General features: G+C 63.4%; 15 protein-coding genes. 12 read left to right on the forward strand and 3 right to left on the reverse strand.

Going from position 1 to position 15,457, the window contains the following annotated elements:
- Positions 1–376 precede the first annotated feature (376 nt).
- A complete protein-coding gene (locus tag FHS94_RS16330; RefSeq protein WP_184059834.1) occupies positions 377–559 on the forward strand; it encodes a hypothetical protein in 183 nt (60 codons plus the stop codon).
- Positions 560–590: 31 nt separating this feature from the next.
- Here the strand turns inward: FHS94_RS16330 and FHS94_RS16335 are convergent, their stop codons facing one another.
- The gene (locus FHS94_RS16335) at positions 591–767 is read right to left on the reverse strand and encodes a hypothetical protein (protein WP_184059836.1); all 177 of its coding nucleotides are present in this window, start codon (positions 765–767) and stop codon (positions 591–593) included.
- Positions 768–1,458: 691 nt separating this feature from the next.
- Here FHS94_RS16335 and FHS94_RS16340 point away from each other — a divergent pair.
- The 9 genes from FHS94_RS16340 (at position 1,459) to FHS94_RS16380 (ending at position 13,153) form a co-directional block, all read left to right on the forward strand.
- Positions 1,459–1,677: a hypothetical protein gene (locus FHS94_RS16340; RefSeq protein WP_184059838.1), complete on the forward strand. Its 219-nt coding sequence runs from the start codon at positions 1,459–1,461 to the stop codon at positions 1,675–1,677.
- Positions 1,678–1,980, forward strand: a complete 303-nt coding sequence (locus FHS94_RS16345) for a hypothetical protein (RefSeq protein ID WP_184059840.1) — start codon at positions 1,678–1,680, stop codon at positions 1,978–1,980.
- A 22-nt stretch (positions 1,981–2,002) separates the two neighbouring features.
- Positions 2,003–2,857: a transglutaminase family protein gene (locus FHS94_RS16350; RefSeq protein WP_184059842.1), complete on the forward strand. Its 855-nt coding sequence runs from the start codon at positions 2,003–2,005 to the stop codon at positions 2,855–2,857.
- A gap of 387 nt (positions 2,858–3,244) precedes the next feature.
- On the forward strand, positions 3,245–3,922 hold the full coding sequence (locus tag FHS94_RS16355) for a hypothetical protein (RefSeq protein ID WP_221234826.1): 678 nt from the start codon (positions 3,245–3,247) through the stop codon (positions 3,920–3,922).
- 662 nt (positions 3,923–4,584) lie between these two features.
- The gene (locus FHS94_RS16360) at positions 4,585–7,566 is read left to right on the forward strand and encodes a TonB-dependent receptor domain-containing protein (protein ID WP_184059846.1); all 2,982 of its coding nucleotides are present in this window, start codon (positions 4,585–4,587) and stop codon (positions 7,564–7,566) included.
- A 247-nt stretch (positions 7,567–7,813) separates the two neighbouring features.
- Positions 7,814–9,862, forward strand: coding sequence for an amidohydrolase family protein (locus FHS94_RS16365; RefSeq protein WP_184059848.1), 2,049 nt, complete (start codon positions 7,814–7,816; stop codon positions 9,860–9,862).
- 282 nt (positions 9,863–10,144) lie between these two features.
- On the forward strand, positions 10,145–11,239 hold the full coding sequence (locus FHS94_RS16370) for an alpha/beta fold hydrolase (protein WP_184059850.1): 1,095 nt from the start codon (positions 10,145–10,147) through the stop codon (positions 11,237–11,239).
- A gap of 198 nt (positions 11,240–11,437) precedes the next feature.
- Positions 11,438–12,331 carry a sterol desaturase family protein gene (locus FHS94_RS16375; RefSeq protein ID WP_184059852.1) on the forward strand — a complete coding sequence of 298 codons (894 nt, stop codon included), beginning with the start codon at positions 11,438–11,440 and terminating at the stop codon, positions 12,329–12,331.
- A gap of 480 nt (positions 12,332–12,811) precedes the next feature.
- Positions 12,812–13,153: an SWIB/MDM2 domain-containing protein gene (locus FHS94_RS16380; protein WP_184059854.1), complete on the forward strand. Its 342-nt coding sequence runs from the start codon at positions 12,812–12,814 to the stop codon at positions 13,151–13,153.
- A gap of 112 nt (positions 13,154–13,265) precedes the next feature.
- On the opposite strand, the gene FHS94_RS16385 is transcribed toward FHS94_RS16380, so the two are convergent.
- Both FHS94_RS16385 and FHS94_RS16390 read right to left on the reverse strand, forming a co-directional pair.
- Entirely contained in the window at positions 13,266–13,448 is a 183-nt protein-coding gene (locus FHS94_RS16385) for a hypothetical protein (RefSeq protein WP_184059933.1), read from the reverse strand.
- 375 nt (positions 13,449–13,823) lie between these two features.
- Entirely contained in the window at positions 13,824–14,321 is a 498-nt protein-coding gene (locus FHS94_RS16390) for an energy transducer TonB family protein (RefSeq protein ID WP_184059856.1), read from the reverse strand.
- Positions 14,322–14,987: 666 nt separating this feature from the next.
- On the opposite strand from FHS94_RS16390, the gene FHS94_RS16395 reads away from it, so the two are divergent.
- Both FHS94_RS16395 and FHS94_RS16400 read left to right on the forward strand, forming a co-directional pair.
- Positions 14,988–15,143 (forward strand): hypothetical protein, encoded by a 156-nt coding sequence (locus FHS94_RS16395; protein WP_184059858.1) that lies wholly within the window; start codon positions 14,988–14,990, stop codon positions 15,141–15,143.
- The gene (locus FHS94_RS16400) at positions 15,140–15,331 is read left to right on the forward strand and encodes a hypothetical protein (protein WP_184059860.1); all 192 of its coding nucleotides are present in this window, start codon (positions 15,140–15,142) and stop codon (positions 15,329–15,331) included. The genes FHS94_RS16395 and FHS94_RS16400 overlap by 4 nt, the downstream gene beginning before the upstream one ends.
- Positions 15,332–15,457: the final 126 nt, after the last annotated feature.

The following is a 15,457-nucleotide window of genomic DNA, read 5'->3' on the forward strand; positions in this document are numbered from 1 at the left end:
GTGGCTAACTCGCTGCCTTCAGTAAGCGGACGCTCGCTGTCTAAGGGTTCATTCCGATTGGCTGGAAAGCTAATGCGACATCATCGGCAAAGTGGTTATGCCGTGGTCGCGAGCGAGATTGGAGATTAGACCAACATCCTCCCGGGAGTTCGGCTGAAAGCAACGCTTAGGCCGGCGCTGTAGGATCCTTCATCGCCGCGGGGCTTTATGCGCCCGGCCGCTGAACCGAAGCGTTGACCAGCACAGCCCGCACCTCGGGCCAGGGAACACCTAGTGCAAATCAGAATGATGTTGGCGGCAGCGGGGCTGGCGATTGCCACCCTGTCCGCCCCAGTGGCCCTCGCCAGTCCCGCTCCCCAGCATAACCGGAGCCACGATGACCGACTGCGGCGCGACTTTCCAAGTGAGCGCGCCGACCGCCACGACGGGAGCGGCCCGGATCAAGGGTACCGCAACGGTCGACGGGTCAGGCATGATCGATACGATCGCCGGTGCGACACTGCTTTTCGGCGGCACAGACGAGCAAGCAGGTGCCGACGACTGGAGCAAGCTAGAGTAACTGGCTCCCGAGCCGACGCTCTGGGCGGCTTCTAGCCCCCGAGCGGGCGAGATTTCTGGTCATCGTGCAGATGGCTGTCGTCGCCTTCCACCTCCGTGCTGCTGTCATCCTCCCCGCCACCTGCAGCACCGGACTGCTCGGTGCCGCCCTGTGCGCCGTCGTCCTCGAGGCCGTCACCAGTCGTTGTGTCTGAGCGGTTGCCACCCATGGCCGATCTCCTTTGATGGGCTTCAACTCTCTATGCGGGACGTCGGGGTCGTACAGCTGGCCTGGCCGACTATTACGGCCGGGCTTTTCCTCGACCGGTGCGCTCACGCTCGGTCAACCGCCGCGCGCTACGTCGCTTCTCAGGGTCTTCAGGCGCTCCAGGTGCCGGTCGGACAACTCTCTATGCAGATCGCGGCTTTGCTCGCTCGTCGCTCGCACGGCTCGACCCCGTTCCTGGTAAACACGGCCGCCGTGGTACGCTATGTCGTCCAAGTGATCCCAGCGCGCTTCTTCGTCGCTCAACGGACATCCTCGCCAGCCCCAGGCTCTCCTGGTGCTCGTCGTCGCTGTAGATGCACCCGTCGAGTGTGACGGTTCCAGCTGTTCTCGATGACAAACAACAGGGCGAGTATCGTCCCGACTGCGCAGATGACGAGAAATGTTTGTGCCACGCGGACCTCCACCGAAGGCCAGGCGACCAGCGACACGGCCTCAATGCACGGCAAGGCGGAAAGGGACCATTAGCTTGCGCTGGAGACCACAGCTGCGACCCTCCGGGATCCGACTTGGCCAGAAGCGCTGGTTCTTGCGGAACGGTGCGCTCGGCACCATCTTATGACTACTAGGTCTTCGATCTGAGCATCGGTCCAGCTGAGAGATGTTCCGTGCTCCCGCTTTGTCGAGGAGCGACCATGTCCCGAGTATTAAATGTTCGCGCCACCGAGGCTGAAACGCTCGCGGCGTGCCACAAGCGAGGCGCAATCATCAGCGCGATCGAGACGCTCGCGTCCGGCGGTACACGGGTCGTGCTGATGAACACCGACGCGACCGAAACTATGAGGGTGGCATTCGGAGGGAAGGTCATTGCCGGACCGGTCACGCGAACGCCGTTGCGGAAGTGGGCGCGCTGAATGTTCGCCGAAAGCGTCAGGGCCAGGACAACGACCTCCACGGTCGTTTTCCGCAATACGTTCCGCTTTGAGCAGGACAGGCGCGAGCTGCCGCCCGGCACTTACGTGATCCACACTCATGAAGACGTCCACGAGGGCGCTTTCGAGCCATTGTACCTGGCGACGAGTGTTGAGCTTGTCGTGCGGGAAACCGGCCGAAGCATCTCACGCGTGGTGCCGCCATCGGACTTCAACGCAGCACTGGCTCGCGACGGCCTCATCGACGGGCTGAGTGAAAACCCGGACCGCGGCCGAGCAGCCTGACCATGCGCTTCTGGGTGGACCGATGAGGCTGACTGTCCGACACCTCACCACATACCGATACGCTCGAGTGGTCACGCTGCAGGCGCACTCGCTGATGCTGTTCCCGCGCGCCAGCCACGAGCTGCGAGTTCTGGAAACGTCGCTCCGTTGCACGCCTGAAGCGCAGCTTGCGTGGAGCCAGGACGTGTTCGGCAATGTCGTCGCGACCGCAACCTTTGCTAGGCCAGCTGCCGAGCTCCTCATCGAGAGCTGCTCTATCGTAGAGCAGTGCGCGTCTGCATGGCCCGTCTTCCCCATCGCTGTGCGCGCGCACAGCTACCCTTTTCACTACACGGAAGCGGAGGCGATCGACCTTGGCGGCTTCCTTGTTCCTCAATATCCAGACCCCGACGGGGCGATCTTCGATTGGGCCAGAACCTTTATCTTCTCGACACCCACCGACACGCTGTCGCTGCTCAAGGACATGAACAACGGCATTCTCCCCGTGGTGGCGTACCGCGTTCGCGATGAGGAAGGCACGCAAAGCCCTACCGAGACGCTCGCGCTTGCGAGCGGCTCATGCCGAGATATCGCAGCGTTGTTCATCGACGCGGTGCGGCACCTGGGCTTTGCTGCGCGAGCTGTATCCGGCTACATGTACGACCCTGACGCCTCGCCTGACGATGCGGGCTCCACTCATGCTTGGGCTGAGGTGTATCTGCCGGGCGCGGGTTGGGTCGCGTTCGATCCAACGCACCAGCGGGTCGGCGCCGCGCAGCTGGTGCCAGTCGCCGTTGCTCGCTGCAACGGCCAGATCATGCCTGTGTCGGGGAACTACATGGGCGCCGCCAATGATTTCGAAGAAATGGACGTGAGCGTGACTGTCATCCCGGGGTAGTAGTACAGCCGAGGTGGGTCGAATGGGCCGCGCCGGGCCTGTCGTGAGATCGCGCGAAGCGCACGTGTGCGCCTCCCCTGCAGGTTCGAAGTCGCAACGACCCAGAACTGGACGTTCAGACCGGTCTTCCCGCTCCCCAGATCCGGACGCTCGTTCATGTAAGGTGATCGACGGTCCAAGGACCCGCATCCGCCGGCTAAGTTGCTCGTCGTCAGCTTGCCCGCAGCCTCGATCAGCCAGACAAGATGATGTGGTTCCAAGTAGAGCCTCTTGAGTGGTATAGCTGCGCACATGCCGGTTTTTGAACGATTGTCGCTCCTTTCTAGGGTGGAGGTGGCAGTCTGTGAGGCTCTCGGCATTGCAAGGCTGCGACACCGCTCGGCGCTGATGTCCCTTTCCGTGCCCGCGAGTGTAGATCTGCCCTCAATCGTCTACCGGACAGTTGCACGTAACTGGGCCGAGGGCGGAGCCGCGACAAACGTCAATCGCTCGAGTCAGAACTGGCGCTGGATGCTGCAGCCGCATATCGGCGCGACTAATTGCAGCCCGGAGGTCGTGTTGGAGCGCGCGATTGCGGCGGCATGCCTTGCCGAAGGTCGTGACGACTGGGCGAACCAGGTACCAGTCGCTTCGGGACTGATCGCTGGCGCGGCGGACGGACGGCGCGCGATTGACTTGGCGCAGCGGCGTGGCGAGCAGCATTACGAGTTGATCGAGCTGAAGGTCGCAACCGACACGCCCCTATACGCGGCCGTCGAGCTGCTCGGCTATGCCAGCCTATGGCTTCTTGCGCGAGAAGCACCTCCGGCTCACGCGCCCTCCCTCCTTACCGCCGATCGGATAGACTTACGCGTTCTCGCTCCGGCGACTTTCTATGCGCCCTTCCGGCTGGCTGGGTTGGAGCGGTCGGTCGACACCGGTACGCGCTCTCTTGGACATGCGAACGGCCTAGCGATCACTTTTGCGTTCGACGTTCTGCCAGAGGGCTTGGTGAAGCAGCCAGCGAGGAATGAAGCGCTTCTTCAAACGCTGGCTAAGCGGAGGAGGCTGCATGCTGGAGACTGACTTCTTCTTCGGGATGTCGCGGTCGATCACGAGCTCGCCCGGCCACTGAATTGTACCGCGCGCGCGGGCTCCAAGGACCCAAAACCAGACGCTCATGTTCCCTTCGCGACGTCTTGAAGCTGCCGGTCGACCAACCTCCTAGTCCGCATCGGCCGATCCTGGATGTCCTGCCGACCCGGGCTCAGGCGGACAGCGGATCGAAAAACGTATACAGTTCGGCAATGCGACCATCGCGTGCGCGATGACAACTTTGGTGCCTGCATAGCCGGCGGCTCGCCGGGCGCACCCGAAACCCAGCGCACGCAACTGGCGTGCCGTGCACCTCCTGCGGCGCCCAAGCGGCTCGCACTGGAAGCTCGGGTGAGTGGCGCGTACCCGCCAGCGTCGCGGTCAAAAGCGTCGTGGCCCCAGTGGATCCCGTCCGGTGCAAAGAAGGCGCCGTCGTCCGTGGAGCCTCCCTGCTAATGCCTGCCACCCAAATGCGGACGAGCTGACGATGCTATTCAGAAGGCGACCGCCGCGGGGAAAGTGTCACCATTCTGCAACGGCTCGGAGCAAACCCGATCACCGCAGCAATGTAACTTTACAATTTCCGCAGCCGTCCCGTACGTAATTTTCATCCACATCGCCGGTCTGCCGGCTCACAAGGTTTCCAGCACAACATGAACCGAACCTCGTGCTCTCTCGCGACGCTCCGGCATGGCAGCGCGCTTGCTGTTCTCTCGCTTGCCGGTTTGCTCGCAAGCACCGGGACAGCAATGGCCCAGGCGGCGCCGCAGGCGGTGGACAGCCCGGCCGTGGCCGGTCAGGGTAACGATCAGGTCGCGACCACGCCTCCACAGACCGGGCCCGCCTCGGAGGAAGTCGTCGTGACCGGGTCGCGCATCGCGCGGCGTGGGCTGGACTCCGCTACGCCCGTGGCCGTCGTTGGCAACGAAGAGATCCGGCGCCAGGGCGCCACCAACATCCAGGACGTGCTCGCGAAGCTGCCACAGGTCGGCATCCCAGGCCTGAGCAACACCAACAGCAACTTTCTGACGAGCGGCAACGGCGTCGCGACCATCAATCTGCGCAATCTGGGAGACTCGCGCACTCTGGTTCTCGTGAATGGACGTCGCTTCGTCGCCGGGCTCGCCGGCACGTCCGTCGTGGACGTTAACAACATCCCCGCCGACTTCATCGACAGGGTCGAGGTCGTCACCGGCGGCGCTTCGTCGATCTACGGTTCTGACGCTATCGCGGGTGTGGTGAACTTCGTCCTGAAGAAGGACTTCGAGGGCCTCACCGTCCGCGCGCAGACGGGCATCACGAGCCGCGGTGACAGCCCCAAGTACAACATCAGCGTGACCGGCGGTCAGACCTTCGGGTCGGACAGCCAGGGCGGCATCATCGCAAATTTCACCTACGACCGTGATGAAGGCCTGCTCTCGCGCAAGCGCAGCATCTCGGCAGAGGATTGCAGCAGCCTCGGTTGCGGTCCGCAGTCCTACAGCAGCTACGCCGCCCAGGGGCGCTTCCAGCTCTACAACGGCGGCGTCGCGACCGGGAACGCCGGCGGTTACGCGAGCAACCTGTTCACCTTCAATCCGGACAACAGCCTCGTGTCCGGGTTCCCGAGCGGCTACGGCTACAACCGCAACGCGGTGCGACGCATCTCGACTCCGGTGGAGCGCTACCTCGGCAGCGCTAATGCACATTACGACGTCAGCGATGCACTAAAGCTGTTCGTCGAGGGCACCTACGTCCGCACGAACGCGAGCTCCGCGATCGAGCCTTATGCGTTGGGATCCGACACCGACCTCGGCTTCGGCTTCGGAATCGACAATCCGTTCATCCCGCTGTCCATTCGGCAGCAGATTGCGGCACGAAATAGCGACGGCATCGCCAGCAACGACGTCGACGAGATCTCGTTCCGGCGTCGTCAGAACGAGGTGTTCAGCCGAAGCAACAACAGCCGGCGCGAGACCTGGCGCGTTGCCACCGGCTTCAACGGCACGCTCGCTGACAAGTTCAACTACGAGGTGTCGTACGTCCACGGCGAACTGAAGGATCATACCTTCACCCAGGACCTGGACCTCACCAAATACGCGAACGCGCTGGATGCCATCTCGCTCAATGGCCAGATCGTCTGCCGTGACACCGCTGCACGGGCCGCCGGCTGCGTGCCGATCAACCTGTTCGGCTACAACACTGCCAGCCCACAGGCCTCCGCCTATGTCGCGTCCGATATTCCCCGCGAGGAGCGCATCAAGAACACGGAGGACGTGGTCAGCGCCAACATCGCCGGACCTTTGTTCCAGTTCCTGGCCGCAGGACCCGTGCAGGCGTCGCTCGGTGCCGAGTACCGCCGCGAGAAGAGCAGTGACGATTGGGACGCGCTGACCAACGCCGGCCAGAACACCGGCAACCAAATCCCGGACACGATCGGCAAGTTCAACGTCAAGGAGGTCTTCGGCGAGCTGCAGGTTCCGCTGCTTAAGGACGTTCCCTTCTTCGAGAGCCTGAGCCTCCAGGGCGCGGCGCGCTACTCGGACTACTCGACCATCGGCAACGTGTTCAGCTGGAACGCGGGTGGTGAGTGGGCCCCCGTCGAAGGCGTACGCTTCCGCGGCAACTACGCGGTCGCGAACCGGGCACCCAACATCAACGAGCTCTTCTCGCCGCCGGCTGAGACCTTCCCGACGGTCAGCGACCCCTGCGATGGCGTTACGGCAACGTCGGGCGGCACGTATGCAGCCGCCTGCCGCGCCCTTCCGGGCGTCGCGAGCACCATCGCGCGCAACGGCAGCCTGACCTACACGCTGGCCGACATCCAAGGGATCAACGGCTTCGACGGCGGCAACACCAAACTGCAGGAGGAGAAGGCCAAGACGATCACCGCTGGCGTGGTGCTCACACCGGGCACCCTGATCCCGGGTCTGACCGCGACGATCGATTATTTCGACATCAAGGTGGACAATGCGATCGGCATCGTCGATCGCCAGACCTCGATCGAGCAGTGTCTCGCGACCAGTCTCCCGCAGTTCTGCAACAACGTGCTGCGCAACGCCAACACCGGCTTCATCACCACGGTCAACGCGCAGAACGTGAACATCGCCTCGCTCAAGACCAAGGGCCTGGACACCGATGTTCGATACGGTCGCGCTCTGGGGCTGATGGCGGACGACCGGATCGACTTCAACGCGCTCTGGACGCACACCTTCAAGTATCAGACCCAGGCCGATCCGGCTGCGCCAGTACGTGGCGGCGTCGACAACCTCGAGTTCGGCGAGGTCTTCCGCGACAAGGTCACCGGGCGTGTGACCTATACGACGGGCGGGGTCGGCCTGTCCTGGTCGACCACCTTCCTGAGCCACATGTATGATCAGTTGCCTGACCGGTTCGAAGAGAACAGCGCAACCGGCGATCCGGTGATCGACGGGCACAACAGCATCAAGTCCCGCCTGTACCACGACGCGCAGGTGACGTTCGACATCGAGAAGGGCTTCGAGTTCTTCCTCGGCGTCAACAACGTCTTTGATCGCAAGCCGCCCAAGCTGGAGGATACCGTGTTCTACGGCACCATCACGGGCACGACGACCGCGGCCGACGTGTACGACCCGTTCGGTCGTCGCTTCTACGCCGGCGCGCAGTTCCACTTCTAAGGCTCAGAAACGGCTCGTTGTCGGGCGAATGGAGGGGCGGGCACCGGCCGCGGTGTTCGCCCCTCTTTTCATGTTCTCTACAGGCGCGGCGACGTGGTCAGCATAGATGTTCGGTTGCGACACCGTTTCCGAGCCGATCAGCAGTGATCTGAACCGCCTCGAGAGCGGCAGGAGCGGTCACCGCAGAGCATTGCGCGGACCAGAGTGTCCCGGCAGTCTGCGCGCCTGCTACTTGGGGGCTAAGCCAATGCGTCGTCTGATCCTTGCGTCGTTGCTCGCCACGACACTGCCTTCGCAAATCGCGCTCGCCGGGCCTGCGACCAAGGAGCAGTTGCTTACACCTCCCGCCGGAGCACGGCACTACACCGTGAGTTCGGTCGCCGGTAAGCATGGCGACGTCTGGCAATGGAAGACGCCCGACGGCAAGCTCGCCTACCGCATGTCCATGTCGCTTCGGGGCTGGGTGACCGAGACGGACGAGGTGGTCACCGTCGGCCCCGATCGCCGCCCGCGAGCGATCGCCATCCGCGGATTCACCGACTCCGGCGATGCCACCGAGGACTTCAGCGTGGACGCGGGCGGGGTCGCCCACTGGAAGACGGCCGTGGACGGCGGCTCGGCACCGTTCGCCGGCAAACGCTACAACACCTACGGTGGCCCGGCGCTCTCGGGAGAGCTGGACATCGAGGCGCTGGTCGCGGCGGGTGATAAGGGTATCGACCTTCTGCCCATGGGGCACGCCAGCATTCGCGTAGGCAACCCGGTCCAGATCAAGGGTGCCTGGGGCACGAAGGCCGTTAAGCTAGCGTTCGTTCAAGGCCTGGGCTTCGCACCAGCCCCGGTCTGGCTCGACGAGCAGAACCGGTTTTTCGGGTACGCCGGCATCACCTCGCTCCTACCCGAAGGCTATGAGGCGGCGGGGCCGCAGCTCAAGGACATCCAGGACAGGACGACCGCCGACATGGTCCGCGATGTTGCGCACCGCTTTCTCAGTCCCGCAAACCGTACGCCGACTTTGGTGGATCACGTGCTCCTGTTCGACTCCGTGGCAGGCACCTACCTTCCGGACCGCGCGGTGCTGATTGCGGATGGGAAGGTTGCCAATGTCGGCGCGGCCGGATCGGTGGCCGCTCCAGCAGGCGCGACGGTGATCGACGGCCGAGGCAAGACGCTCCTGCCTGGGCTCTGGGATGCGCACCGCCATGTCGGTGGCGATGACTGGAACCTGCTGCAGAACGTCGCGACCGGCATGACGAACTATCGCAGCCCCGGCACGATGATCGACGAGACGCTCAGCATTTTCAAGCGTCGCGCAGCGGGTGACCTGCTCGCCCCGGACGGCAAGGTGTCGGTGATCATCGACCGGAAAGACCCTCTGGCGGCACAAGGCGCGCTCACGGTGTTGTCGGCGGACGAGGCGATCGCAGCGGTGCGCAAGATCAAGGCGGCAGGCATGTGGGGGGTGAAGTTCTACACCTCGATGACCCCGGCATGGATCGCTCCGGCCGCGGCCGAGGCGCACCGGCTCGGGCTCCACGTTCATGGACATGTGCCGGCTGGCATGCGCCCCCTCGACGCCGTGCGGGCCGGCTATGACGAGGTCACGCACATCAACTTCATCATGATGCAGGCGATGCCGCAGGAGGTGGTCGACAAGGCGAACACGGCCGCGCGCCTCGAGGGACCGGCTCGGTATGGCAAGGACGTGGACCTCGACAGCCCTGAGATGAAGGCCTTCTATGCCGAGCTCGCCAAGCGGGGCACGATCATCGATCCGACGCTGACCGTCTGGGAGCCGCTCATGACCTCGGACGGCACCGCGATCCCGCCGGAGTACGCGCCCTTCGCCTCGATCTCGCCGCCTTCGGTCGCGCGTGGGTGGAAGATCGCCGGATACCCTCTGTCGGACGGACTGACGCGGGACGACTACCGCAAGAGCTTCGACAAGATGGTGCAACTGGTCGGCAAGTTGCATGACGCGGGCGTGCCGATCGTGGCCGGAACCGACGGCTATGGGCTCGAACTCGTCCGCGAACTGGAGCTCTACCAGCAGGCCGGACTCTCGAACGCTGAAGCGCTTCAGACTGCCACCATCGTGCCCGCCCGAATGACCGGCATGGCCGACCGGACGGGGTCCATCGCGCCGGGCAAGGCTGCGGACATCATCCTGGTCGATGGTGACGTCTCGCGCGACCTGACCAGTCTACGTCATATCCGCACCGTCTTCCTCGACGGTTACAGGCTGGAAGGTGCATCGCTGCGCCAGGCGAGCGGCTTCAGCGGTGAACCACAATAACAGGCTGCGGTGAATGCAGTTCGTCCTCTTGATCGGGAAAGTCGAAACGTCGGTAGCTTTCGGGCCGCAAGCTCGTGCCGGCCGCACCTTACGTGGCGTTTTGGCAAGAAGCTCACGAGGACTTTCAGCGAAGATGGCGTAATACACAGGCCGTTGTCGGGCAGACAAAGGCGGCTGCAGGCAGCCAGAGCGCCTCTCGCGTGCTAGAGCTGCCGTCGCAGCTCCATGTCGCCCGATTTCGACATTCCTTGCGCGCGGCGACTTAGGGCGCAACGATGTGGCATGTTGATCCTGTTGCCGCTCCTGCTCCAAGCCGCCGTCATTCAGACGCCCCCGCTCACTCCGGCGGCCACATCGACTGCTACGGTATCGAAATGGCCAGCGAGCGACGCACAGTTCACGATACGTGACTTCCGCTTCCGCTCGGGCGAGAAATTGCCGGAGCTGCGGATCAACTACGCGATGCTGGGTCGACCCCACCGGAACGCCGAAGGTGAGATCGACAACGCGGTTATGGTCCTGCACGGCACGGGTGGCACTGGCCGCCAGTTCCTCAACCCCCAGTTCGCCGACGAGCTGTATGGCCCTGGGCAGCCTCTGGACGTCAATCGCTACTGGATCATCCTTCCTGACGGAATCGGCCACGGTAAGTCCTCGAAGCCGTCGGATGGCTTGCACATGCGCTTCCCTCACTACGACTATGACGACATGGTCGAGGCGCAGTACCGGCTTCTTCACGACGGTCTCGGCATCCGACACATGCGGCTGATCATGGGCACATCGATGGGCTGTATGCACAGCCTGGTGTGGGGTGAAACGCATCCCGATTTCGCCCGCGCATTGATGCCGCTAGCCTGCGAGCCCATCGAAATTGCCGGACTGAACCGCATGTGGCGCAAGCTGGCGATCGACGGGATTGAAGCCGATCCCGCCTGGGCGGGTGGAGAGTACCGTACGCCACCCGTGCAAGGCCTGCGCACGGCTGCCAGCCTTCTATTCGTGGCAGGCGCGGCGCCGCTCTACTTCCAGGCTCAATACCCCGATCGCGACACGGCTGAGAAGTTTGCCCGAGAACGGGTTGCAGCCTCGATCAGGGGTACGGATGCGAACGACCTTATCTACCAGCTCGACGCGTCGCGGAACTACGCACCTTGGTCACAACTGGAAGCGATCACCGCTCCTACCACTTGGGTCAACTCGGCCGACGACTTCATCAATCCACGCAATCTCGACTTCCCACAGCGTGCCGTTGCCCGGATGAAGGATGCGCGGTTTCGGCTCATCCCGGAAAGCGGCGAAACGCGCGGGCATGGCACCCACACCGCCGCCCGGTTCTGGAAAAAGGACCTAGTCGAGCTGCTGCAACGGACCGAGTAGCTGTGAACGGTCCCGAAGACCCACTTGCGGCCATTCAGACCGCCTTTCCTGCTGCCCAACTTCGGCCACTCATTCACAACGGTGAAGCGATCGCCGTCGAGTGAGCGGCCGATGGCTAAGTCATTTGCCCACCTTCGTTGCTTCCGTCGCTGCGGTAGCCTCTCCAGCAAGAGCACTGGTGAAGGCAAGCCAAGCACGATGAACAAGATCATGTTGAGCTATGTGCAGCCGGTGATGGTCGCGGCCGTCCTCCTGTTCTGGGCATTCGCCCCCGCCGCCTGGACAGGTAGCGCCTGGTCGATTGTGATCGCGACGCTGGCGACGACGGGAATGATCCAGGCGCTCGAATGGGTTAACGAGCGCCACTCGAGTTGGCGGCTCACCTGGCGCGAGTTCTTTACCGACGCCTTCTACGTCACGCTGAGCTACACGGTGATCGCCTGGGCGTCGAAGACGCTCGCCGACGAGCCGCTCACGGCGCTCAAGCACGCGCTCGGGATCACCACGCCGTGGGTGGTGCACCTGCCCTTCGTCTTCCAGGTCGCGCTGGTCATCTTCCTGGTCGAGTTCGGGCAATATTGGATGCACCGCCTGATGCACAACCAGGCCTTCTTCTGGTCGACGCACGCGCCACACCACCACCTGACGCAATTGAACGCGATGAAGGGAGCGGTCGGCAATCCGATCGAACTGTTCCTGATCAGCCTGAGCGTACTGGCGCTGCTCGACCTGCCTCAGCCCGCCATGTTCTGCGCGCTTAACGTCCTGGCGGTGGTTTCCACCTTCGCGCACGCCAACACCCGCTTCGATCCTCCGCGCTGGTACGCCTTCGTCTTCACGACCATCCAGCACCACAGCCTCCACCATTCGGTGAGCTATGAGGCAACGCGCAGCAATTATGGCAATTCATTGATCCTGCTTGATCGCATCTTCGGCACGTACAGCGACGGCGAGGCCGAGATCGTTGGCCAGGACGATCGCCGCCGGCTCTCGATTGGCGAGCAGTTCCTGTTCCCCGCTCGGCCGCTGATCGCGCGGCTCACGGCTCGGCGTGGCCAACCCGCGCCGGAGTCCGCCGAGGTAGCGGCATAAGGCGCGCGCGGCCGCAAAGCGCGGCGCTGACGGCGACGTGGGTCGCGGCGGTGATCAGCGGCGGCGGCGCATTGCCGCCAGTCTGAGGCGACACACCCAGCTAGCGAGTATTCAGCGCCGCCAGCTTCGCGGGAGTCCCCGCGGTCGACCGTTAGACCGCATGAGGAACCAACAAGGGACGGGTTGAGCGCTGGTCGCGGAAGGGCGAGCGCGACGAAGTCGCGGTCTCGCCACGGGTGTCCATCGTCGGAGCAGCCGTCACGAACGCAGTCTCCCCCTTAGGTGCTGATCTGAGCTGCCTGTGCCCACATTGGGGAGCTCGCACGCCCAATGGCGTCCGGGTCCGGAGGTAGGGTTTGGCCGCGGCTGTGTAGGTCCGACCGCGCAGCCGGGCCTGAGGCATCCAGAGGTAGAACTTTGTTTCGTTATCTTTGTTGATCGGCACGGGTGCTAGATCGGCGCCTGTTCAGGGGATGATGCATGGCACGAACGGCAAGCAAGCGCGGCAAGGACGAGACAAAGGCGGCAGAGAAGAAGGTGAAAGCGACGGACAAGCCGGTTGGCGGCGCACGAGGCGGCATCACCGCTCCCGTCACTCCCTCGCCCGAGCTCGCCGAGATCGTAGGCAAGGAAGATCTCCCGCGCAGCGAGGTTGTCAGCAAAGTTTGGGACTACATCAAGAAGAACGATCTTCAGGACGAGAAGGACAGGCGGAACATCAACGCCGACGACAAGCTGGAGAAGATCTTCGGCAAGAAGCAATCAAGCATGTTCGAGATGAACAAGCACCTGAGCAGACACCTTGCAGCGGTGAAGGCCTGAGCGACCCGGTTCTTCCACGGCCGGGCGCCCACGGAATCGTCGCCGTCGCTTCGCAACATCGGCGCACGCTGCGCCAAGCTGCGCAACCACGCGGAAACGGCCGGCCGTTAACTTACGAACGTTGGAGGTCGTGGGAGAGCGGCTGGCCGACCGGCGGGACCTGATCGAGCTTGCTAATGAGATCCTGAAACACCTCGCATGCGTCGACCGGGTACATCCTCGCGAACCCGGCCCCAAGCAGGTCCAGATCGCGCTGCGTGAGCAGCCCCACGGCCACAACCTTGTCCATGGCCATCTTCGCTCCCTCACCAGATAACCTTCAATCATCGGATCAGTGCCACTGCTTCCGCCTGGATAGGAAAGGCGATCATGGCCGGTTCTTCTCAGCATGCAGGCCTGATGGCCGCAGCGCGGGGCGGCGACGCGGCACCAGAATTCGGTCCAGGGATGCCGCAGCGGGTGGGCGCGCATTACGAGGGCCGGACAACGTGGTACTACACCCCGAATACGCCGGTTTGTCGCTCGACAGTCCCTATCGGCCGACAAGCAACCCGCACGAAAACGTGCTTTGCTCCGCGAGGGCGATCGCAAGCGGCAGCACAACCCTCTTCAGCTGCTTTGCGGCTGGAGATGTGAACTGGTCCGGTCAGCCATCCGTCTCTGCGCGGGCCTATCCGCCAGCAGGTACAACCTCGAGCGCCGCTGTTGCTGAACTGCTCCGGCCGAACCAGGCGTTGCTCCGGGCAGCGTCAGCCTGCAGCTTGGCCAGCTTGCGGCGCGTATCCTGCTCCGAGTTGGAATACAGGACACGGATGATGATCGCCTGCTGATGCTTCATTCCCGCGGGAAGCGGGTGAAGCGTTGCGATCCGCCGCACCGCCCTCAGCGTAGCGTTGTCGAGATCGCGATGGCCGGACTTCTCGATGAGCGTCACGTTCTCCGGAGCGCCGCTCTCGCTGCAATTGAACTTGACCGCTACCACCCCTTCGGGCGTTGGCAGGTTGCCGATCGACGCTGGGTACTTCGTGACCTTGCCGAGGTCGTCGAATACCCGGCTCGACCATGCGGCCAAGGTCGGTGCGCTTTTCTCTTGTGCGTGGGCCGGTGTGAAGGTGCTGCCGAGCATGAGAACCGCGCCGATCGCACCGCCAAGCAAATTCAGCTTCATGGTCACCCTCCTGAGTGGGCCGGACTAGCCGCCGGTCAGGAGAGGCTTAGGTGCCCCGCGGCTCTTGATCCTGACGAGACGCTGGAGAGATGCTGATCCATTATCTTTTCACCGGCCCAGCCGATCCAAGGGCGTTCAGAGCCGATCGGGAGACGTGCACCTCGCACCAGCAAAGGTTAAGAACGTTCTCAATTCTGCTTGACGCCGAAGGCTCAAACCAACGGCGTTCCGAAAACAGGAACCGTGAGGTGATCCGTTCGAATAGTTTGGTCTGAGCAGCGACGGACGGGAGTCGAGGGCATGGAAGGTGAGAACGCGCCGTTCAGGCAGCGTATGATCGAGCTGGACGTGCTCCGCGGCTTTGCGGTCACGAGCGCCCGACGTGAACGCACCTAGAGGATTTCTGTAATGATCTTGGCCCTCGTTCGGCCCGGAACGGTCGCGTGCACAAGTCATTAGGGTCTAGCCGCGCAATCCGGACAGCTTGCGAGCCGCTCGCCCTGTCGCTCCTTCATGCCCCGGGCGGCAGAGCGTTCGGGTAGCCACTCCTTCTTGCAGCGCAGGCCTATAGCTTGGGTGCCTGCACAACAAATGCTGGCCGGGATACGTCCGATTAGACGCTGATCCCGCCTTGCCCACCTCACCGAACCAGCTAGGCTAACCGGCATGACCGACGACGATGTCCTGGCGCTCGAACGCGAGCTTGCCACCATGGCCGACGACGATGTGCGTCGAGCTTACCGGGACGCTGAGGGAATGCCGGATCGCGATGTGGCCGACCTGCTGGCGGGCGAGTGCGAACGGCGAGGGATCGAGCTGTGAGTGCCCCCAGTGCCGTCGAGCGCGCGCTCGATCTGGCAAGGTCAGGCACGGTGCGCACGGTTGACGATATCCGCCGCACGCTGAAGCGAGAACGGTGTGATGGGGTAGACAGCCACCTCCAGAGCGAGACGTTCAAGAAGCAGCTTAGGGCCCTGATCGCCGAGCGCATCGGCGGGGGTACTCTTTAGGCCCGAAGCGCACCGCGAGGTTGGCTTCCGATTCGAATATTGGACTTCTGAGCAGCTGAGGCAGCTCGCCGTAACACTTTATTAACCATATCGGGCCATCATTGTGTCACCGAAGCTCCAATCGCA

The sequence above is a fragment of the Sphingomonas aerophila genome (genome assembly GCF_014199305.1).
Lineage (GTDB): Bacteria > Pseudomonadota > Alphaproteobacteria > Sphingomonadales > Sphingomonadaceae > Sphingomonas > Sphingomonas aerophila.